Below are 20,513 nucleotides of genomic sequence, written 5' to 3' on the forward strand. Positions count from 1 at the left end.
CGAGGTTGCTGGGCCGCCGTGAGGTAGTAACTACGTGTGGAGGCGGACGTGGTGGAGGAGGCGTTCGGAGCGGTTGCTCCCCTGTGCATTGGCTGTGGCACCGCGATTGAGGGCGGTGGTCAGAGTGGCTTCGGCCGTCTCGGTGTCGAAGTCCTCGCCGATGACGACGAGGACGCTGTCCGCATCCGGCCCCTCACCGTCTCCCACGTTCGAGGACGGAATCTTCGGGGCGGGTCGGGCCGCCTCGGCGACGTAGACGTTCGGGCCCACCGCCTGCACATCGAAGCTGCGCCTGCGGGATCCCTCGACCGCGAGCACGGTGCCTTTCACTCGGTACACCCCCGGCGGGAGGTCTTCGACGAAATCCATCACCGCATCCGGATCGGCAGGACCGCTTCCGTTGACGGTCACCGACCGGGCATGGCGGTGGGGCATGGATCCTTCGTCGACCTCGCCGTCGCCGATCTCGTCGGCGGCCGCCTCGGCATAGGCCTGCCGCAGCAGTTCCCGGATCGGCAATTCGGGCTGGACCGGGTCCTCGCCGACGTCGGAGCCGCCTCGGCGAGAATCTCGATCCCCAACGCCTGGATCGAAGATCAGAGTGGGGTCGAGGCGGGCATGATGGGTGCCGATGACGATGACGCGCGGATTGCGTTCGTGGACGCGGGCACGCACGGCTTCGACTGTGCTGTCGCGGTCGGCGGCCGGCACTTGGTCGAGCTTGTTGACCAGCACCAACGTCGTCGCGGCAAACCGCAGAGGCGGCAGACTCGAGGTATCGACGGTGTCGAAGTACATGGTGGCGTCGACGACGTCGATGACCCCGCCGAGGTGGAATCGGTGGTGGCCCATGCGGGTGATTATGCGAGCCAGGGTCAGGGGTTCGGCGAATCCGCTGGCTTCGACGATGATCGCGTCGAGGCGCAGCTGGGGATTCGTCATCGCCACAAGCGCGTCCTCGAGCTCGGAGTCATCGGTCAGACAGCACACGCAGCCGCCCGAGATCGACAGCGGTTCGTCGACCTGGCCGACGACGAGTCCGGCGTCGATGTTGAGGTCGCCGAAATCGTTGACGATGACGCCGATGCGGGCGTCGGGGTGGCGCAGGAGGTGGTTGAGCAGGCTCGTCTTTCCGGCACCGAGGTAGCCGGTGAGGAGAATGACCGGGATCGCCGGTCTGCGTTGGGGTCCGCTCATAGCGCCTCCTCGGTGTTCGTGCCCGGTGTTCGTGCCCGACGTTCCGACTGTGCAGGTCCCGCTGTGAGTGCGGGCCCGCTCTCAGCTCGGGGTCCATCGTCGGTGTGGTTGAACCGCCCGTTAATGGTAACGTGTTTCATTATTTCTCTCGCATATGCACTCTGACGCATATGCTCCTGTGGCGTCGACGATGAGTTCGACAGAGACGATAAGGGAGGACCCACCATGGCAGCTCCGCAGAAGAAGACGCGCAGCACCGCGCAGAAGGCGCTCATCGGCTCTGCTCTGGAATCCGAGACCCGCTTCGTCTCCGCCAAGCAGCTCCACCGCCGCCTCGAGGACGACGGGGCCAGCGTGGGCCTGGCCACCGTCTACAGGCAGCTCAATGCGCTTGCGCGCAGCGGCGACGCCGATACGATCACCATCGCCGAGACCCAGCTCTTCCGCGCCTGCGCGCAGACCGAGCATCACCACCATCTCGTCTGCGAACGCTGCGGCACCGCCGTCGAGATCGATCCGCCGAGTGAGGACTGGATGCGCCAGATCGCGGCATCGAACGGCTTCGAGATCACGCATCACGCCTTCGAGATCTTCGGCCTGTGCGCCGACTGCCGGGCGGGCGGCTGAGCGCAGCCGGAGCACCGCCCCGGCCTCAGACTAGGACCGCTGGCATCATCCGCGGTGCGCGGAGTCCCAGGCGGGGAACTCGTCGTGATACTCCAGCCAGGCCATCGGACCCCATCATGGGCTTCATCGTCGGCGAGATCGTCACCGTGATCTTCTCGATCATCGTCTTCTACGTCGGCATCTCCTGCCGCCTGACCCCCGAGGAGGCCGTCGAAGCCGTCGAACAGACTCAGATCGACGACTGATCAATCCCCTCGCCGAGGCGGCCGCCGCCTTCCCCCGACGACCGCCGTATCCGGCCCGCCCCGACACCCTCGCCGAGGCGGGCCGGACTTATTCACGGTCGAAACGGCGGGCCCGCCATCACACCTGCGCTAGGGTCGGTGACCAAGGAGGACGAGATGCCCAGAGACTATTCATCGGACCGCATCGCGGCGATGGCGGCCGAACTCTCGGCCGCCGCGCAGACGTTGGGAGTCCCGCTCCCGGATACGCAGCCCACCGTCGAGCTCGTCGCTGAGCTGCTCGATGCCAGCGCACGCTGGTCCGACGAGACGGGGACCCGGGCCTCAGGACCCTTCGGAACTTTCCTCGCCGGCTGCGTCGACGGGGCAGACCTCGACGACCAGGTGGTCGGCGCGGACCGTGACCGCCGGGGGCTGGACTTAGTCGACAGCTTGGCGAACGGGCTCGGGCTCAGCCCTGAGAGCGAGTGAGGGTCCCCTCCACATGAGCCAGCGCTTCCGCGAGTGAGGCTCCGCCCTCCCTCGTCGCAGCGTGGAGCCTGCCGGCGAGGAATGCGGCGACGACCGGACTGAGCGATGAGTCCGAATGCTTGATGTGCGAAGCGAACTCGAGCACGGCCGCGACCTCGTCATCTGTCATCCACGCCCCCTCCGGAAGCTCGGCGGCTGCGAGATCCCGCATCCGCAGCACCTGCTCCGGCACGGCTCTGGCGCCACTCGGAGCGTCGGCACCCGCCGCAGTCCCGTCCCGAGGATCGCCCGCCGTATCCGCGTCCGTGGCCTCGATTCTGCGGGCGACGCGCTCGTACTCCTCACGGGTGTCGAAGTCGACGATCTCCGCGGGGTCGACGTCGACAGGTGCGACCTCGAGTCCGCTGAAGAGGAGTTTGACCGCCCTGTCCTGCGTCTGGCCGATATCGGCCAGACGTCGACGCAACAGCGCAGTCGGCCACGCGGCGCAGAGGTACTGGAACTTGCCGCGGTCATCGACGCCGGCGGCAGGCAGCCCGGACTCCCGGCTCGCGACGATGAGCGCCCGCAGATGGTCCGGCCGCACCAGCGGCATGTCCCCGGCCAGGATCACGGTGACCTCGGAGTCACCCATCGCCCGGGAAGCGGCTTCGATTCCGGCCAGAGGGCCCGAGAACTCGGGCTCCTCCCGTACGCTGCCGACCGAGTCCGCCTCGGCGTCCGTGAGTCCGTCAGTGGTTCCGGCCACCCACACCTCCGCTTCCGGCACGGCCTGCCGGACGGTGCCGAGGATGCGCGAGATCACCGTCTGCCCGCCGAGGCGGACACCTGGCTTGTGAACGCCCCCGAACCGCCGGGAGCGACCGCCGCTGAGTATCATCGCTGTGATCGACATGACTCGATCATACGCTTTTCTACAGACAGTAGAATCAGTCACACAATTATGACGTATATCACTTTGTGACCCCGTGGGCGAGGTCCGACCTTCCACACAGACGCGACCCGAGCGGCCTCCTGATTAAACACGGTGGAAACTGTTCCACTTTCCCCTCAACTCTGCTGTGATCGTAAACAGTCGGCACATTCGTCGTGGAGGGGCAGAATATGTCACAGCCTGAGATGCTTCAACCATCGACCGCCGGATCACCTGCTTCGGCTACGAATGCGCAGCGGACCAGAGCACTGATCTTCGCTACCCTCGGCTTCACTGTGACGTTCTGGGCCTGGTCGCTCATCAGCCCCCTGGGACCACACTTCGTCGAGGAGAAACTCACCGACGACTCGGCGCTGCTCGTCGCCGTGCCCGTCCTCGTCGGCTCGCTGGGACGAATTGTCGTGGGAGCGCTGACCGACCGCCTCGGCGGACGTTTCATGATGTCATTCATCGCCCTCATCACGGTCATTCCGGTGCTCTTCGTCGGCTTCATCGGCCAGTACAACTACGCCACGCTCATCGTCGGCGGATTCTTCCTCGGCGTCGCCGGCACGAGCTTCGCCGTCGGCGTCCCTTACGTCAATCGCTGGTTCCCCAAGGAGTCCCGCGGTTCAGCCATCGGCGTCTACGGCATGGGCATGGGCGGTACCGCGATCGCGGCCTTCACTACCGTGCCCCTGTACAACATCTGGCCGCAGCTGCCCTTCGTGGTCGCAGCCGTCGTCCTCGTCATCTACGCGCTCCTGGCTTTCACGTTGATGCGCAATCCACCCGACTGGCAGCCTGTGCGCCAAAGCCTCATCACCACCCTGGGACAGACGCTGTCGGTCAAGCTGACCTGGCAGGCTGCCTATCTCTACGCTCTCGCCTTCGGCGGCTATGTCGCTTTCTCCGTCTACCTGCCGACTTACCTCAACAACGACTATGGCCTCGAACCCGCCGATGCATCCCTGCGCATGGCCGGCTTCGTCATCGTCGCAGTCATCACCCGCCCGCTGGGCGGAATCCTCGCCGATCGCCTCGGGGCGGTGAAGACCCTCGGCGTGGCCTACTCACTCGTCGCCATCTGCGCCATCGCCCTGTCCTTCCACCCCGTGGAGTTCATCGTCTACAGCTCAGAGTTCATTGCGATGTCGGCAGGCTTCGGAATGGCCTCCGGTGCGACCTTCGCGCTCATCGCGCAGCGCTCGGATCCTGCAAGGGTCGGCTCGATCACGGGCTTCGTCGGCGCTGCCGGCGGACTGGGCGGATTCGTCCCGCCGCTCCTGCTGGGAGCGATGTGGTCGGCGACCCACGACTACTCGCTGGGTCTGCTGCTGCTCGCCGGCTTCACGGTCATCGCGCTCCTCATCACACTCTGGATCGGCGCCAACCCGCCGACGACGGCCGAAGCCGTGGACCATCATGATTCCGCCGCGGCAGCCCCCAGCGCCGGCTCGAGCGCAGAGCGCGCCGGAACCGACAGCGACCCGACGGGTTCGGGTATCAGCGACGACGACAAGGAGACACGGTCATGACCACCGAGAATACGGCGCAGGGCAGAAACCAGTACACGCCGACCGATTCCTCGCCGCCGGAGGCCGTCCGTCCGGGCACCGACAACTCGCTCATGGACACGCTCATCGGAAGCCGGAAGTTCTTCACCCCTCGGGCGACGATGAGCGAGGACAAGCGCGAGATCCACTACTCCGGCGGGCGGCAGGGCGACTCCTTCTATCGCAACCGCTGGTCACACGACAAAGTCGTCCGCTCCACCCACGGGGTCAACTGCACGGGTTCGTGCTCCTGGCACGTCTACGTCAAGGACGGACTCATCACGTGGGAGTCCCAGGCCACGGACTATCCCAGCCCGGGCCCGGACATGCCCGAATACGAACCGCGCGGCTGCCCTCGCGGAGCCTCGTTCTCCTGGTATACCTACTCCCCCACCCGAGTCCGCTACCCCTATGTCCGCGGCGCACTGCTGCGGCTCTTCCGCGAAGCCAAGGCCGCCAACGGCCACGACCCAGTGCTGGCGTGGAAGTCCATCGTCGAGGACCCGGTCAAGGCCCGCCGCTACAAATCAGTCCGCGGCAAGGGCGGACTCGTGCGCGCGACGTGGGCCGAAGCCGTCGAGATCGTCGCCGCCGCCTACGTCTATACCGTGAAGTACCTCGGACCCGACCGCACCACCGGCTTCTCCCCCATTCCGGCCATGAGCCCGGTCTCCTTCTCCTCCGGAGCCCGGTTCCACCAGCTCATCGGCGGCTCGATGCTGTCGTTCTACGACTGGTACGCCGACCTGCCGCCGGCGTCCCCACAGGTCTTCGGCGACCAGACCGACGTGCCCGAGTCCGGTGACTGGTGGAACTCCTCCTACCTGATGATGTGGGGGTCGAATGTTCCGTTGACCCGCACCCCGGATGCCCACTGGATGGCCGAAGCCCGCTACCACGGCCAGAAGGTCATCTCCATCGCCCCGGATTATGCGGAGAACGTGAAGTTCGCCGACGAATGGCTGGCACCGGCCACCGGCACCGACGGCGCCCTGGCGATGGCCATGGGCCATGTCATCCTCAAGGAATTCTTCGTCGACGCGACGACGGACTACTTCGACGGCTATGTCCGCAAGTACACTGACCTGCCGTTCCTCGTCGAGCTCGAACCCGACGAGACCGGTGGATTTCGACCGGGCCGCTTCGTCACCGCCACCGATCTCGGCTCCGCAGCCACGTCCGAGGCCGACACCGAGGATGCCGACTTCAAACCCGCCCTGTGGGACACGGCCACGAACTCACCGGCCGTGCCCAACGGCACCCTGGGCCACCGCTTCGCCGCCGACGGCGAAGGCAAGTGGAACCTCGACCTCGAGGACATCGACCCGGCCCTGTCCATCGCCGAGGCGACCGACGGCATCCGCGATGCCGTCGAGGTCACGCTGCCGCGCTTCGATACCGCTGCCCAAGGCGAGATCGACGAGATCACGCGCGGGGTTCCGGTCGTCCGCCTCGGCGAGAGAGTCATGACCACGGTCTTCGACCTCATGCTCGCCGAATACGGGGTGGGGCGGCCCGGCCTGCCCGGGACGTGGGCGGAGAACTATGAGGATGCGACGAGCCCGAACACCCCAGCCTGGCAGGAGGCGATCACGGGAGTGCCGTGGCAGGCAGCAGCTCGCATCGGCCGCGAATTCGCCGCCAATGCGCGGGACTCGAAGGGCCGGTCGATGATCATCATGGGTGCGGGCACGAACCACTGGTTCCACTCGGATCAGACCTACCGCACCTTCCTCACCCTGACCACGCTGTGCGGAACGCAGGGAGTCAACGGCGGCGGCTGGGCCCATTACGTCGGCCAGGAGAAGATCCGTCCCTTCACCGGATGGCTGCACCTGGCCAATGCCCTGGACTGGGTGCGCCCGCCGCGGCAGATGACGCAGACGACGTACTGGTACATGCACACCGATCAGTGGCGCTATGACCAGTTCGGGGCCGATATGCTCTCGGCGCGGGCCGGACACGGAAAGTTCACAGGGATGTCGACCGCCGATGCCGTCGCTCAATCCGCGCGTCTGGGCTGGCAGCCGTACTATCCGACCTTCGACGACAATCCCCTCGACATCGCCGAGGCGGCCAACCAGGCGGGCAAGACCAGTGCCGAGCACATCGTCGACGAGCTCAAGGCCGGAAGGCTTCGCTTCGCCGTCGAGGACCCGGATGCGCAGAACAACTATCCGCGCATCTGGTCGATGTGGCGGGCGAACACATTGGGTTCCTCCGCCAAGGGCGACCAGTACTTCCTCAAGCACCTGCTCGGTGTCGACAATTCGGTCTCCGCCGAGGAGACGCCTGAGAATCTGCGACCGCGCGACGTCGACTGGCGCGAGGATGCTCCCCAGGGCAAAATCGACCTGCTCCTGACCCTGGATTTCAGGATGACCACGACGACGCTGCATTCGGACGTCGTATTGCCGGCGGCCACCTGGTACGAGAAGCACGACCTGTCGACGACGGACATGCATCCCTTCGTCAACACGTTCAACCCGGCGATCGCCACACCGTGGCAGTCACGCAACGATTGGGAGACCTGGGCGACGATCGCCGAGAAGTTCTCCGAGCTCGCCCGCACTCACCTGGGCACGCGAACGGATGTCGTGGCCCAACCGCTCCAGCACGACAGCCCGGACGCCCTGAACACCCCGCACGGGCGGGTCAAGGACTGGAAGTTCGGCGAATGCGAACCGGTGCCGGGCAAGACGATGCCCAAACTCGTCGAGGTCGAACGCGACTACACCGCCATCCACGACAAGTACACCTCGATCGGTCCGCTGCTCGAGTCCCAGGGGATGAACGCCCGCGGCATCCGCTATGACGTCGATCATCACGTCGAACGGCTGCGTCGGCTCAACGGAGTCGCGAGCAAAGGTGCGGGCAAGGGCCAGCCGCGACTGGACACCGACCGGCGCGCCGCCGACTACATCCTCGGTCTGTCCGGCACGACGAACGGGCTGATGGCCACCGAGGGCTTCACCACCCTCGAGCGGCGCACCGGGCAGAAGCTGGCAGATCTCTCCGCCGAGCACGAGGGCAAACAGGTCTCCTTCGAGGATGCGAAGGCTGCCCCCGTGCCGGTGATCACCTCCCCGGAGTGGTCGGGCTCCGAGTCCGGCGGACGCCGCTACTCGCCCTTCACAATCAATGTGGAGCGGCTCAAACCCTGGCACACACTGACCGGACGCTATCAGTTCTACGTCGACCATGACTGGTTCATGGAGATGGGGGACGCACTGCCGACGTTCCGCCCGCCCCTGGACATGAATGCTCTGTTCGGCGAACCGCAGATCGGCGACTCGGACGGCACCGCGATCGCGGTGCGCTACCTGACCCCGCACAACAAATGGGCGATCCACTCGATGTATCAGGAGAACTTCTTCATGATGAGCCTCGGCCGCGGCGGGCAGACGATCTGGATGAGCGTCGAGGACGCCGAGGCGGTCGGCATCGCCGACAACGACTGGATCGAGGCGATCAACCGCAACGGCGTCGTAGCCGCCCGCGCCGTCGTGTCCCATCGGATGCCGCAGGGGACGGCGTTCATGCACCACGCGCAGGAGCGAACGGTCAATGTTCCGCTCACTGAGACGACCGGACAGCGCGGAGGCATCCACAACTCCCTGACACGGATCATGATCAAGCCGACTCACCTCGTGGGTGGGTACGGCCAGCTGTCTTTCGCCTTCAACTACTACGGGCCCACAGGCAATCAGCGCGACGAGGTGACCGTGATCCGGCGTCGCAGCAACCAGAACGTGGAGTACTGAGCAGCCGTGGCCCACACAGACGATCAGCACCAGACACCGACTCGGGGACAGGAGGCACACTGATGAGAATCATGGCGCAGATGGCGATGGTGATGAACCTCGACAAATGCATCGGCTGCCACACATGCTCGGTCACGTGCAAACAGGCGTGGACGAACCGCAAGGGCACCGAATACGTGTGGTTCAACAATGTCGAGACCCGGCCCGGGCAGGGCTACCCGCGCGGCTACGAGGATCAGGAGAAGTGGCAGGGCGGCTGGGCGCTGAGCAGGAACGGCCGGCTCAAGCTCAAGGCCGGCGGCAAGCTGAAGAAGCTCGCGTCCATCTTCTCGAATCCGAAGCTGCCGGGCATCGAGGACTACTACGAGCCGTGGAGTTACGAATACGACAACCTGCTCTCGGCTCCGGAGCAGAAGCACATTCCCACGGCGCCGCCGAAGTCCCTGCTCACCGGCGAGCGGATGGACATCAAGTGGTCGGGCAACTGGGATGACGACCTCGGCGGGACGTATGCCAAGGCCGATCTCGATCCGATGCTTAAGTCGATCGGCGACAAGGTCAAACTCGAGTTCGAAGAGACCTTCATGTTCTACCTGCCGCGCATCTGCGAACACTGCCTCAACCCCTCCTGCGTCGCCTCCTGCCCATCTGGTGCGATCTACAAACGCGAGGAGGACGGGATCGTGCTCGTCGACCAGGACTCCTGCCGTGGCTGGCGGATGTGCATCTCCGGATGCCCGTACAAGAAGATCTACTTCAATCACCGCACCGGCAAGGCCGAGAAATGTACGTTCTGCTATCCGCGCATCGAAAACGGTGAGCCGACTGTCTGTGCGGAGACCTGTGTGGGTCGCCTGCGTTATATCGGGCTGGTCTTCTATGACGCCGATAAAGTCACCGAGGCGGCGTCGGTCCCCGATGAGAAGGACCTCTTCGCCGCGCAGAAGGACCTCATCCTCGACCCACATGATCCGGATGTCATGGATGCCGCCGAGCGGGCAGGCATTCCGCACGACTGGATCATGGCCGCCCAGCGGTCCCCGGTGTACAAGCTCATCAAGGAATACGACCTCGCGCTGCCGCTTCATCCGGAGTACCGGACGATGCCGATGGTCTGGTACATCCCGCCGCTGTCGCCGGTCGTCGACGTCGTCAAGGACACCGGCTACGACGCGGAGAACGCCGTCAACCTCTTCGCCGCGATCGATGAGCTGCGCATCCCCATCGAATACCTCGCGAACCTGTTCACCGCCGGGGATACGGATGTCGTCGCCGATGTGCTCCGCCGAATGGCAGCGATGCGGGCATTCATGCGCGATATCAATATGGGCATCGAGCCCGATGTGCGCATACCCCATGCCGTGGGGATGACTCCGGAGTCGATGGAGGAGATGTACCGACTGCTGGCGATCGCGAAGTACGACGAACGTTATGTCATCCCCGCCGGCCACTCCGAGCAGGCCCACAGTCTCGAAGGCATCGGCACGGACTGCCCGCTCAATGCCGACGGCGGACCGGGCATGAACGAGATGCCCGATGTCGCCTCCAGGGGATTTGCGGGCACCTCTGGGATGTCGGACCCGCTGGCCGAACGCAGCGCAGAGGACGAGGGAGAACGCTCGCATCTGCGTGGTCGGCTCAACTTGCTCAACTGGGACGGGAAGGGGCGTCCGACCGGCCTGTTCCCGACCGTCGACGGACCGGCAGGGGCCTGACGATGTACCGACCTCTGAAGTTCCTGTCCAAATGGACGAAACGCGCCGCCGACCATGCCAAGTCGGGCGGACAGACTGCCCCGGGAATCGACGATTCGGCATTGCAAGCCATCTTCGCGGCGGCATCCTGGCTCATCGACTACCCCGGTGACGATCTGCTCGAACGGCTGCCTCAGATCTCTGCGCTGCTCGACCAGGCGGGAGTCCCCGATCATCTCAAGGACGATCTGGACGAGACGATCGGCCACCTCGGTGCCGGTGATCCCATCGGACTGCGCGCCGACTATGTCGAAACCTTCGATACCAGGCGGCGCGGTTGTCTGTTCCTTACCTATTTCTCGAACGGCGACACGCGCAAGCGCGGGCAGGCGCTGTTGGAGATCAAGGAGATCTACCGGGCGGCAGGGCTCGACATGGACGAATCACAGCTGCCTGACCATCTCACCTATGTGCTCGAGTTCGCCGCCGGGCACGATCTTCGCGCCGGGGTGCGGATCCTGCTGTCCAACCGGGCCGGGATCGAACTGCTGCGTCTCCACCTCGACGAGATCGGCTCTCCCTGGGCCGGAACCATCCGCGCGGTCTGCGGCACCCTGCCCGCCCTCGACGGAGACGACATCCATGCCGTCGAACGGCTCGCTGCCGAAGGACCGGCCACGGAGACGGTGGGACTGGACGGACTCGGAGGATACGGCGATCTTCCGCCGAGCGCGGCCGAGACCACCGCGGCGATGACGGCGGCTGCCTCGGTGTCGTCTGGGGCGGCTGCGGGACAGTGTTCGGCCGGTGGCAAACAGACATTCATCCCGCTGACGGACGTGACAGGAGAGCGATCATGAACTCACCGACGGTGCTCGAGACGTTCCTGTGGGTGATCATCCCCTACATGGCGTTGGCCGTGTTCATCCTCGGTCATATCTGGCGGTTCCGACGTGACCGCTTCGGTTGGACGACGCGGTCGTCGCAGATCTACGAGTCGAAGCTCCTGCGCATCGGTTCCCCGCTGTTCCACTACGGAATCATCTTCGTCTTCCTCGGCCACGTCGTCGGCCTGGGGATTCCGAAGTCGTGGACTGCGGCGGTGGGCATCACCGATCACATGTATCACTTCATGGCGATCACGATCGGGCTTGGCGCAGCTGCGGCCACGGTCGGCGGGCTGGTCCTGCTCATCTACCGTCGCAGAACGAACAATCGGGTGTTCGGTGCGACCACCCGGCTCGACAAACTCATGTATCTCATGCTCTCGGTCGTCATCCTCGCCGGGGTCTATTCGACGATCTTCGACTCGGCACTCGGCGGGTACGACTACCGGGAGGGCGTGTCCGTATGGTTCCGACAGTTCTGGGCATTCCAACCCGATATCGCCCTCATGTCGACCGCCCCGATCGGATTCCAAGTGCACGTGCTCGCAGCGATCCTCATCTTCGCGCTGTGGCCCTTCACCCGACTCGTCCACGTCTTCGCCGCACCACTGGGATACCTGACCAGGCCGTACATCATCTATCGGTCGAAGGACAGGCAACGTCAGCCCCAGCGTCGCGGCTGGGAGACCATCGACTACTGAGGGTCGGGGCCGTCGGTCTCTTCCGTCGGGCGCGGGTCGCTGGTCTCATCCGGATCCGGGCATCCGCGCTGCCGGAGCAGGATCTGACATCTGCTCTCCGCAACATAGGGCTGCAGCTGATCCAGTTCGAGCGGTCCGGACACCTGGCGGAGGAGGTCCGTGACGATCTTCGCGTGGATACCGCACGCGATCGCACGATCGTCACCCACCATCCGGTAGTGCGGGCACGGAGCCAACGAGATCCGAAGCCCTTCGGCGTCGGGCTCGGGTTCCATCCCCGAATCATCGAGGTGTTCGTAGAGCAGATCGAATTGCGTGCCTGCCTCGTCACCGAGATCGTCGAGAGCGGCCGGACGCAGCTCAGCTCCGGCCACGAGGCGGCAGAGCACATCGTGATGCTCCCGGGCGCGGGCGATGCGCTCGGCCGCTGCTGCGTTCGCCTCCGGATCGTCGACCGGGTGGTAGACCATCGGCGGTCGGCCTCTCGCTCCCGTCGATTCCGGCTGCAGGAAGATGAATCCTTCGTCGATGAGCACGCGCAGATGGTCACGGGCCGTGTTGATGTGCAGTCCGACCTCGTTAGCGAGCTCCTTGAGTCGGCTGCCCGGGTGATTCTGCACAGCACCCAGCAGCAGGACCCGACTGACCTCGGCCAGTCCTCGATAGTCGTTCACTCTTCGCGGCATGCCATCACATCCTTGCGACTGCCTCAGTGTGGAACAGTTCGGAGACCATCTCCACCTTCATTCTACAACTTGTAGAATCCGTTATCACATGCCCCTGACAACGAAATCCGCAGAGCGGCGCGACTTGATCGGCGCTAGCCTGGACGGGAACACACCCGAATCGCGCACTCAATGCCGAGTGCCCCACGCACCGCCCAGTGCCCGGAGGATGAACATGTCGAAGTTCGATGTCGTCGAAGCGTCCATCGCCGATCTGCGAGCCGCGCTCGAAGACGGCCGCACCACCTCGGTGGAGCTCGTCGAGGTCTATCAGGACCGGATCGCGGCATTCGACGGTCCCGAGACCGACACGAAGCTCAACTCCGTGATCGTGTCCAACCCGCAGGCACTCGCCGAGGCGGCCGCCTCCGATGAACGACGTGCGGCCGGTCAGACGCTGGGCCCCCTCGACGGGATCCCGTACACCGCGAAGGACAGCTACATGGTCGCCGGTCTCACCGTGGCCTCCGGATCGCCGGCCTTCGCCGAGCTCATCGCGCAGAAAGATGCGTTCACGATCGAACGGCTACGCGCCGGCGGCGCCATCTGCCTAGGTCTGACGAACATGCCGCCGATGGCCAACGGCGGCATGCAGCGCGGACTCTACGGCCGCGCCGAAAGCCCGTATAACGCCGACTGGCTGACCAGCGCCTTCGCCTCCGGTTCCTCGAACGGCTCCGGAACGGCCACCACGGCGAGCTTCGCCGCCTTCGGGCTCGGCGAGGAGACCTGGTCATCGGGTCGCGCTCCGGCCTCGCACAATGCGCTCATCGCCTACACCCCGTCGCGCGGAGTCATCAGCGTGCGCGGGAACTGGCCGCTCGTGCCGACCATGGACGTCGTCGTCCCCCACACTCGCACGATGGCTGACCTGGCCGAGGTCCTCGATGTCATCGTCGCCGACGACGAGCAGTCCCGCGGGGATTTCTGGCGAGTCCAGCCCTGGGTGGAGATCCCGAAGGCGAGCGCGGTGCGCCCGGACTCCTATGCTGCGCTGCTGCCGGAATCGGTCGCGGTGGCACAGACAGTATTGGCCGGCAAGCGCCTCGGCGTGCCGCGGATGTACATCAACGCCGATGACGACGCCGGGACGAACCCGGACGGCGGGATCGGCGGGCCCACGGGAGACCGAGTCGAGACGCGCGCCTCGGTGATGGAGGCCTGGCGGGCAGCGCGAGCCGATCTCGAATCCGCAGGCGCCGAGGTGGTCGAGACCGACTTCCCGGTCGTGAGCAACTACGAGGGCGACCGGCCCGGTGCCCCGACGATCGCGACGCGCGGGTTCGTCACCGCCGACTACCTCGATCGGGAGATCAACGACCTCTCGTCGTGGGGGTGGGACGATTTCCTCGCCGCGAACGGCGACCCGAACCTTTCCACCCTCGCCGAGGTGGACGGAGCCATGATCTTCCCCCACCCACCCGGTGCGCTTCCCGATCGATACGTCGGCTTCGACGATGACATCGCGACCTACCCGGAACAGGTGCGCACGAATCGATACGCCTCGGTCACGGAGATCCCCGAGCTCGCATCCGGTCTGCGCGGGCTCGAGGAGACCCGCCGGGTCGACCTCGAGGAGTGGATGGATGAGCACGGCCTCGATGCGGTGGTCTTCCCGGCGTTGGCCGATGTGGGACCGGCGGACATGGACGTCGACGAAGCGTCGGCGGACCTGGGATGGCGCAACGGCACGTGGGTGGCCAACGGCAACCTCGTACCCCGTCACCTCGGCATCCCGTCGGTGACGGTGCCGATGGGAACCATGGCCGACACCGGTATCCCCGTGGGACTGACGATCGCCGGTCGCGGCTGGGACGATTCCGCACTCATCGAGATCGCCGCGGCCTTCGAAGCCACGGGTGAGCGCCGGCAGGTGCCGCCGCGGACTCCGCGGCTGTAGAGCCTCAGCCCCCGGAAGCTCACTCGCTCGCCGACTTCACGGTCCGGAGGCGAGCTCGCGTTTTCGCCTGGAGGCGTCGCGCAGCTGCATCCATCCGGCGAGGATGAACCAGATGAGGAACGGGTAGGACGCGGCTCTCTCGACGATGCCGACGGGCAGGTTCCAGGTCTCGGGAGCGGCCAGGAACAGTGCTCCGGCGAGACCGAAAACGCCCAGTCCGAGAGTGAGCCCGCCGAATTCGACGGGACCGATCCAACGTTTCTCGGTCCACCGGATCAAGGCAATGCCTGCGGAGAGCAGACCGAGATTCTGGATTGCGGATCCGCCGAAACCGAAGACAGCATGCAGAGTCGGATCGATATCGGCGGGGACCATCCCGGTTCCGGCCAACAGCATTCCGCCGGCGGCGAGCAGGAAGGACCCGCACCTGCCCCAACGACTCGGGGCGATCCAGTCGTGCCAGATGAAGGCGATGATCGCGAGCATCGATCCGGCGATGATAGAGACGCCGTTGACGAAGGGATGGGCAGGTGAGCAGACCTCGATCGGGGTTTCCGCGTCTCCCCAATCCCCGCATCCGGTCATTCCCAGGTGGCTGATGGGCTGCTGGGCGAAGGAGTAGCCGCCTTCGGACAGCAAAGCTGCGGGAATCTCGATGAGGATCGTGGCGATGGCGGCGAGCACGGCGAGAAGTGCCCACACCCGCTCGGGTTTGGGCGAAACGCGGATGGTGCCCGAACCGGCCACCTGTGCTCCTCCGTACGGCGACATCGGATGTTGTTCACGCTATCACTGCGCCCGCCTGAAACCTTCTGGTGAACCGGTCCGACCCCTGGCGTGTCGAGGCACAACAGTGGAAAAGTAGTGACCATGGTCGATTACACGGTTCTCGCCGAACGCGCTTTCACCCTCCTGCAGGGACATCACCAGGACGAACCACTCGTGCTGCCGACCGTCTGGGATGCCTGGTCGGCTCGCGCGATGGTCGACGTCGGCTTCAATGCACTGAGCATCGGATCCCATCCGCTCGCCGATTCGCTCGGCCATGCCGATGGAGAGAACATGACGCTCGGGCAAGCGCTCGAGGGGATCTCCCGGATCACCTCGGCGGTGGATGTTCCCGTCACCGCGGATCTCGAATCCGGCTACGACACCCCCGCTCCCGAACTCATCGCCGGCCTCCTCGAGGCCGGAGCCGTGGGTGTGAACATCGAGGACACGGTCCACAGTCGGGGCAGCATGCGCAGTCCCGACGAGCACGCCGAATACATCTGGAGCCTGCGCCAAGCCGCGGAAGCGCAGCGGGTCCATGTGGTCATCAATGCCCGCACCGATGTGTTCAAGTACCCCGGTGACTTCGAAGACCCCACCGCCGAGGTGGTCCGCCGCCTTCGTCTGTGCACGGAAGCCGGCGCGGACTCCGTCTATCCCGTCCGTCTCCCCGATGTGGGCACGCTCAAGTCGATCCTTGCGCAGATCACTCTGCCGCTCAATGTCACCGCGCACCCGATCAAGGGCGCGGTGCCCGAAGAACTCGACCTCTCTCAGCTCGCTGAGCTCGGGGTCGGGCGCGTGACCTTCGGTCCGCTTCTGCAGGCGGCGCTGACCGACTGCTTCGCGGATTTCACGCGCGCTTGGCAGTAGGGTCATCACCCTGCGGCCGGCAACGACAACTGCAACTCACCTCCACCCCACCAATTGAGGAGAAGCAATGCCTGTCAACCCCCGCGAGGGCCAGCCCATCTGGATCGACTATGTCTGTCAGGACTTCGACGCCGCCCAGAACTTCTACACTCAGCTCTTCGGCTGGGAATTCACCGACATGGGTGAGGAATTCGGCCACTACCACATGGTCACGAAGGACGGAGGCAACGTCGGCGGCGCCATGCGAGCCATGAACATGGACGGCACCCCGAGCCCGGAGATGCCCACGGCCTGGTCGACCTACCTGCACACTGGGGACATCGCCGGAACCTATCAGGCTGCGGTGGGCGCCGGAGCGGCCGAAGTCGTCGGCCCCATGCCCGTCGGCCCGCTCGGTCAGATGGCTGTCGTCGTCGATCCGACGGGATCACCCATCGGCATGTGGCAGCCCAGTGAGTTCTCCGGCTTCGACACTCCGCTCACCCCGGGAACTCCCGTGTGGTTCGAGCTCATGACGACGAACTATCAGGCGGCCAATGATTTCTATGCCAAGGTCTTCTCATTCGACATCACCCCGATGGAGGGCTTCCCGTACTCGACACACGGCGACGGCGACGATGCTGTGGCCGGAATCTGTGACGCCAGTCAGTGGGCACAGAATTCCTACTGGCGCACCTACTTCAACGTCGAAGACGCCGATGCCGCGGCCGCGAAGGTGACCGAGCTCGGCGGCACGGTGCTCGCCGGTCCCGAAGACTCCCCGTACGGTCGCATCGTCACGGTCACCGACCCGGAGGGTGCGACGTTCCAGCTGCAGCAGAATCTGTGACCATTACCGAGGCGGCCCAGCACAGTTTCGGTCGACTGCTCTGCGACAGCCACTGATCCGGTTGTGACCGACACCGACCGTTTTGCACCGCTGCGACGGCGATTCCTCAGCCTGGGGCTCGGGGAGATCGTCGCCGCGGCGGTCTTCGCTGTCGTCCCGACACGACTCGCCTTCATCGCCGCCGACGGCGCCGGGACCGCTCTGTGGTGCGCATTGTTCCCGCTGCTCTTCATCCTCGTCCAAGCTGGGATCTACTGGCTGCTCGCCCGGCATCATCTGCCCGAGCCCGTACCCCGCGCGGTATCCCGCCTTTATCGGGGCCTGAGAATCATCAACCCGCTCGTGCTTGTCGCCTCCGGGATCGGCATCGTCGTCGCTTGGCCCGGCGCTTCACTCAGCGCGGTTCTCATCATCGCCGTGTGGTTGTTCGCGGTCGCCGAGTACGTCAACTACTTCCATTTTCGGCTCTCCTACCCCTGGTCGATGTGGGCCGGGCAGGTCGGACGCTGGTCAACGCCGAGGTTGGTCCGCGACCTCCGCAGAGCGTGAGAACTGCTCAGGCCCGCAGAGCGAGCGCGAACGGCAGCACCGAGGTGGCTCCCGCCTTGCGCAGCAATCGTGCACACACCGTCATCGTCCACCGCGAGACGACCTCGTCGTCGACGAGCAGCACGGAATTCCCGGCCACTGCCTCCTCAACTTCCGGAGGAACAACGAACGCCTCGTAGAGGTCTTTGACGCGGAAGGCACTGTTGACATCGGGGGTGCCGTGGTCGCCGACCTGCAGCAGCTCGCCACCGTCGATGAGACGGCCGGCCGCCGCAAGGTTCGCGGCCAGAGACCGCACCGTCACGGAACGTCGGGCACTCGGAATCGACACGACCACCTCGGGCCGTGTTTTCCAATCCCACTGCGCCAGGACTTCGAGGCACCACTTGCCGATCTGACCGGGCACCTCGGCGTCGGGAGCATCCGGAGCAAGGAACGCCCGGAGGGTCTGCCCCTGCCCGAGGTCGGACAGCCGCGCGATCGCGCGCCCCTCCTCGGCGAGTTCCTCGGCCGGGATCCGGCCCTTCAGCGGGACGCCGATATTGGCCAGCCCGCTGGGCCAGGTGCTGCGCGGCTCGATGGGCAGGCCGATCTTGTGCAGGTTTCCGGCCGCTGCCTGACGCTGTTCGTCAGAGATCTCGGCGGAGAACCACACTCCCGCGCAGTTGTCGCAGCGACCGCAGGGCTGCGGATCGGGATCGTCGAGCTGACGGATGAGGAACTCCATCCGGCACTGCCCGGTCGCCTCATAGTCGAGCATGGCCTGGGCCTCTTCGGCTCGGACGGCCGCGACTTTCTCATACCGGTCCCGGTCATAAGTCCACCCCAGCCCGGTCGAGACGTACCCGCCCTTGACCTTCGTCACGGCGTCTTCGACCTCGAGGGTCTTGAGCAGCAGGTTGAGTCGGGAGCGTTTGGTTCCGACCAAGGTCTCCAAGCGAGCCACGGACAGGGGCCCGTCCGCCTCAGCGAGGGCTGCGAGCACCGCATTCGCGTCATCCTGGTTCGGCATCGACGCGGTCGCGAAGTACTCCCAGATCTGCTCATCTTCCGCGCCCGGCAGCAGGAGCACGTCGGCGGAGTCCGTGGCGCGGCCAGCGCGACCGACCTGCTGGTAGTAGGCCACGGCCGAGGAGGGCGCGCCGATGTGGATGACGAATCCGAGGTCGGGCTTGTCGAATCCCATGCCCAGCGCCGAGGTGGCCACCAGTGCCTTGAGGCGGTTGTCCTTGAGCTGCTGTTCGAGTTCGGCGCGCTCTTCGGCATCGGTCCGGCCCGTATAGGCGCGGACCTCGTGGCCTTGTTCGCGCAGCATTCGGGTGATGTCCTCGGCAGCAGAGACGGTGAGCGTGTAGACGATGCCGGACCCGGTGAAGTCGTTCAGGTGCGAGGCCAGCCAGGCGATGCGGGCACTGGCGTCGAGCCCGCTGAGGACTCCGAGACGCAGGGAATCGCGGGCGAGTTCGCCGCGGACGACGGTGGTGTCATCGCCGAGCTGTTCGGCAACGTCGGCGACGACGCGGGAGTTTGCGGTTGCCGTCGTCGCGAGCACCGGGGTGTCGCGAGGCAGTTCGGACAGGATCCTGCCGATGCGGCGGTAGTCGGGGCGGAAATCGTGGCCCCAATCGGAGATGCAGTGGGCTTCGTCGACGACGATGAGGCCGAGGAAGGCCAGCAGCTGCGGCAGCACTTCGTCGCGGAACTGCGGATTGTTCAGCCTCTCCGGGGAGACGAGGAGGACGTCGAGGCTGCCGGCTTTGAGGTCCTCGAGCACGGAGTCCCATTCGGTGACGTTCGATGAGTTGAGGCTGGCGGCGCGGACCCCGGCGCGTTCGGCCGCGGAGATCTGGTCGCGCATGAGCGCCAGCAGCGGGGAGATGATGAGGCTCGGCCCGGTGCCCGAGGCCCGGAGCATACGGGTGGCGACGAAGTACACGGCCGACTTGCCCCAGCCGGTGCGCTGGACGACGAGGACGCGCTTCTTGCCCTGCACGAGGTCGCGGATGGACTCGAGCTGGCCATCGCGGAACCGCGCGGTCGGGTTCGCGGTGAGCTCGGCGAGGATGCGCTGCGCCTCGATCGCGAAGTCGTCAGTCGTGCCGGAAGAGCCGGCAGCGGGTGGGGATGTCGGGGTGGATTCCGTCATGGGGCCAGTCTAGGTGGAGGCACTGACATCGCGGGCCGCTCCCCGCGCCGCATCACAATGTGGTCAGCACATCGAGACGGGGCTCGGTCAGGACCGCTTTCAGCTCAGCGCAGGGCGTACTCGACGCCGAGGGTGGCGAGCACACCGAAGAGGATGCCCCAGAGGATGATCGAGATGATCTGCCAGATGGCCACGACATTGCGGTTCGCACCGAATCCGACCATTGCCGATGAGGTGATCTGCGAGGGCAGGAGTGTCTGGCCCAGCAACGAGACTCCCGGCACGCCGAATCTGTCGAACATGCGCTTGAGCCGCTGACGCTTCGGCTTCTCCTCGACCTCTTTGCTCTTCGTCGCCCTGTCTCTGATCGCACCGGCTCCGTAGACGAAGGCGAGCATTGAAATGACGTTGCCGATGACGGCCACCAGTATTGCGACGACGGGATGCAAGCCGATTGCCACGCCGATCACGGAGCCGAAGTACGACTCGACGAAGGGGATGGCTGAGACGAGCAGAACGCCCGCCCACTGCAGCCAGTCGGGGAAACTTCCGGCGAATTCCTGCAGACTGTCGATCATGAGGGCTCTCTCTTCTTCCGTTGGGGTCCTCTGGTCGGGTCAGCACACTGTTCCTGCCGCGTCGCTTCAACGCTTTAGTACACCGTA

General features: G+C 65.5%; 18 protein-coding genes. 12 read left to right on the forward strand and 6 right to left on the reverse strand.

The features are described 5' to 3' along the window. Positions 1-30: 30 nt before the first annotated feature. A complete protein-coding gene (locus AD89_RS0109875) occupies positions 31-1,197 on the reverse strand; it encodes a CobW family GTP-binding protein (RefSeq protein ID WP_025778438.1) in 1,167 nt (388 codons plus the stop codon). Positions 1,198-1,422: 225 nt separating this feature from the next. Here AD89_RS0109875 and AD89_RS0109880 point away from each other — a divergent pair, with 225 nt between their 5' ends. The 3 genes from AD89_RS0109880 to AD89_RS0109890 all read left to right on the forward strand — a co-directional run bounded on the left by AD89_RS0109880 (position 1,423) and on the right by AD89_RS0109890 (position 2,540). After that, the gene (locus AD89_RS0109880) at positions 1,423-1,824 is read left to right on the forward strand and encodes a Fur family transcriptional regulator (protein ID WP_025778439.1); all 402 of its coding nucleotides are present in this window, start codon (positions 1,423-1,425) and stop codon (positions 1,822-1,824) included. A gap of 116 nt (positions 1,825-1,940) precedes the next feature. After that, complete coding sequence (locus AD89_RS20480) at positions 1,941-2,069, forward strand: hypothetical protein (RefSeq protein WP_257722373.1); 129 nt, start codon at positions 1,941-1,943, stop codon at positions 2,067-2,069. Positions 2,070-2,225: 156 nt separating this feature from the next. After that, complete coding sequence (locus AD89_RS0109890) at positions 2,226-2,540, forward strand: hypothetical protein (RefSeq protein ID WP_025778440.1); 315 nt, start codon at positions 2,226-2,228, stop codon at positions 2,538-2,540. On the opposite strand, the gene mobA is transcribed toward AD89_RS0109890, so the two are convergent. After that, positions 2,521-3,435 carry a molybdenum cofactor guanylyltransferase gene (mobA, locus tag AD89_RS19685; protein ID WP_025778441.1) on the reverse strand — a complete coding sequence of 305 codons (915 nt, stop codon included), beginning with the start codon at positions 3,433-3,435 and terminating at the stop codon, positions 2,521-2,523. The two genes, AD89_RS0109890 and mobA, sit on opposite strands and share 20 nt — an antisense overlap. A gap of 209 nt (positions 3,436-3,644) precedes the next feature. Between mobA and AD89_RS0109900 the strand changes: the two genes are divergently transcribed. From AD89_RS0109900 to narI, 5 genes are all read left to right on the forward strand, one after another. Then, positions 3,645-4,991 (forward strand): MFS transporter, encoded by a 1,347-nt coding sequence (locus AD89_RS0109900; RefSeq protein ID WP_231488567.1) that lies wholly within the window; start codon positions 3,645-3,647, stop codon positions 4,989-4,991. Next, positions 4,988-8,773, forward strand: a complete 3,786-nt coding sequence (locus tag AD89_RS0109905) for a nitrate reductase subunit alpha (RefSeq protein ID WP_025778443.1) — start codon at positions 4,988-4,990, stop codon at positions 8,771-8,773. Before AD89_RS0109900 ends, AD89_RS0109905 begins: the two co-directional genes overlap by 4 nt. 62 nt (positions 8,774-8,835) lie before the next feature. Further along, positions 8,836-10,488: a nitrate reductase subunit beta gene (gene narH / locus AD89_RS0109910; protein WP_025778444.1), complete on the forward strand. Its 1,653-nt coding sequence runs from the start codon at positions 8,836-8,838 to the stop codon at positions 10,486-10,488. Positions 10,489-10,490: 2 nt separating this feature from the next. Continuing rightward, positions 10,491-11,327 carry a nitrate reductase molybdenum cofactor assembly chaperone gene (gene narJ, locus AD89_RS18415; RefSeq protein WP_025778445.1) on the forward strand — a complete coding sequence of 279 codons (837 nt, stop codon included), beginning with the start codon at positions 10,491-10,493 and terminating at the stop codon, positions 11,325-11,327. Then, the gene (narI, locus tag AD89_RS0109920) at positions 11,324-12,055 is read left to right on the forward strand and encodes a respiratory nitrate reductase subunit gamma (RefSeq protein ID WP_025778446.1); all 732 of its coding nucleotides are present in this window, start codon (positions 11,324-11,326) and stop codon (positions 12,053-12,055) included. The genes narJ and narI overlap by 4 nt, the downstream gene beginning before the upstream one ends. Here the strand turns inward: narI and AD89_RS0109925 are convergent. Continuing rightward, on the reverse strand, positions 12,049-12,741 hold the full coding sequence (locus AD89_RS0109925) for a winged helix-turn-helix transcriptional regulator (RefSeq protein WP_155807406.1): 693 nt from the start codon (positions 12,739-12,741) through the stop codon (positions 12,049-12,051). The genes narI and AD89_RS0109925 overlap by 7 nt on opposite strands. Positions 12,742-12,955: 214 nt before the next feature. Here AD89_RS0109925 and AD89_RS0109930 point away from each other — a divergent pair, with 214 nt between their 5' ends. Beyond that, entirely contained in the window at positions 12,956-14,680 is a 1,725-nt protein-coding gene (locus AD89_RS0109930) for an amidase (protein WP_025778448.1), read from the forward strand. A 36-nt stretch (positions 14,681-14,716) separates the two neighbouring features. On the opposite strand, the gene AD89_RS0109935 is transcribed toward AD89_RS0109930, so the two are convergent. After that, on the reverse strand, positions 14,717-15,451 hold the full coding sequence (locus AD89_RS0109935; protein ID WP_081770415.1) for a DUF998 domain-containing protein: 735 nt from the start codon (positions 15,449-15,451) through the stop codon (positions 14,717-14,719). A gap of 99 nt (positions 15,452-15,550) precedes the next feature. Between AD89_RS0109935 and AD89_RS0109940 the strand changes: the two genes are divergently transcribed. From AD89_RS0109940 to AD89_RS0109950, 3 genes are all read left to right on the forward strand, one after another. After that, positions 15,551-16,324, forward strand: coding sequence for an isocitrate lyase/PEP mutase family protein (locus tag AD89_RS0109940; RefSeq protein WP_025778450.1), 774 nt, complete (start codon positions 15,551-15,553; stop codon positions 16,322-16,324). A gap of 67 nt (positions 16,325-16,391) precedes the next feature. Continuing rightward, complete coding sequence (locus AD89_RS0109945; RefSeq protein WP_025778451.1) at positions 16,392-17,153, forward strand: VOC family protein; 762 nt, start codon at positions 16,392-16,394, stop codon at positions 17,151-17,153. A gap of 63 nt (positions 17,154-17,216) precedes the next feature. Next, the gene (locus AD89_RS0109950; protein ID WP_025778452.1) at positions 17,217-17,702 is read left to right on the forward strand and encodes a hypothetical protein; all 486 of its coding nucleotides are present in this window, start codon (positions 17,217-17,219) and stop codon (positions 17,700-17,702) included. A gap of 7 nt (positions 17,703-17,709) precedes the next feature. Here AD89_RS0109950 and AD89_RS0109955 read toward each other — a convergent pair whose 3' ends face one another. Both AD89_RS0109955 and AD89_RS0109960 read right to left on the reverse strand, forming a co-directional pair. Further along, complete coding sequence (locus AD89_RS0109955) at positions 17,710-19,848, reverse strand: RecQ family ATP-dependent DNA helicase (protein ID WP_025778453.1); 2,139 nt, start codon at positions 19,846-19,848, stop codon at positions 17,710-17,712. A gap of 104 nt (positions 19,849-19,952) precedes the next feature. After that, positions 19,953-20,426 carry a hypothetical protein gene (locus AD89_RS0109960; protein ID WP_025778454.1) on the reverse strand — a complete coding sequence of 158 codons (474 nt, stop codon included), beginning with the start codon at positions 20,424-20,426 and terminating at the stop codon, positions 19,953-19,955. Between the last annotated feature and the right edge of the window lie 87 nt (positions 20,427-20,513).

The sequence above is a fragment of the Brevibacterium sp. VCM10 genome (assembly GCF_000583215.1).
In the GTDB taxonomy this organism is placed as follows: domain Bacteria; phylum Actinomycetota; class Actinomycetes; order Actinomycetales; family Brevibacteriaceae; genus Brevibacterium; species Brevibacterium linens.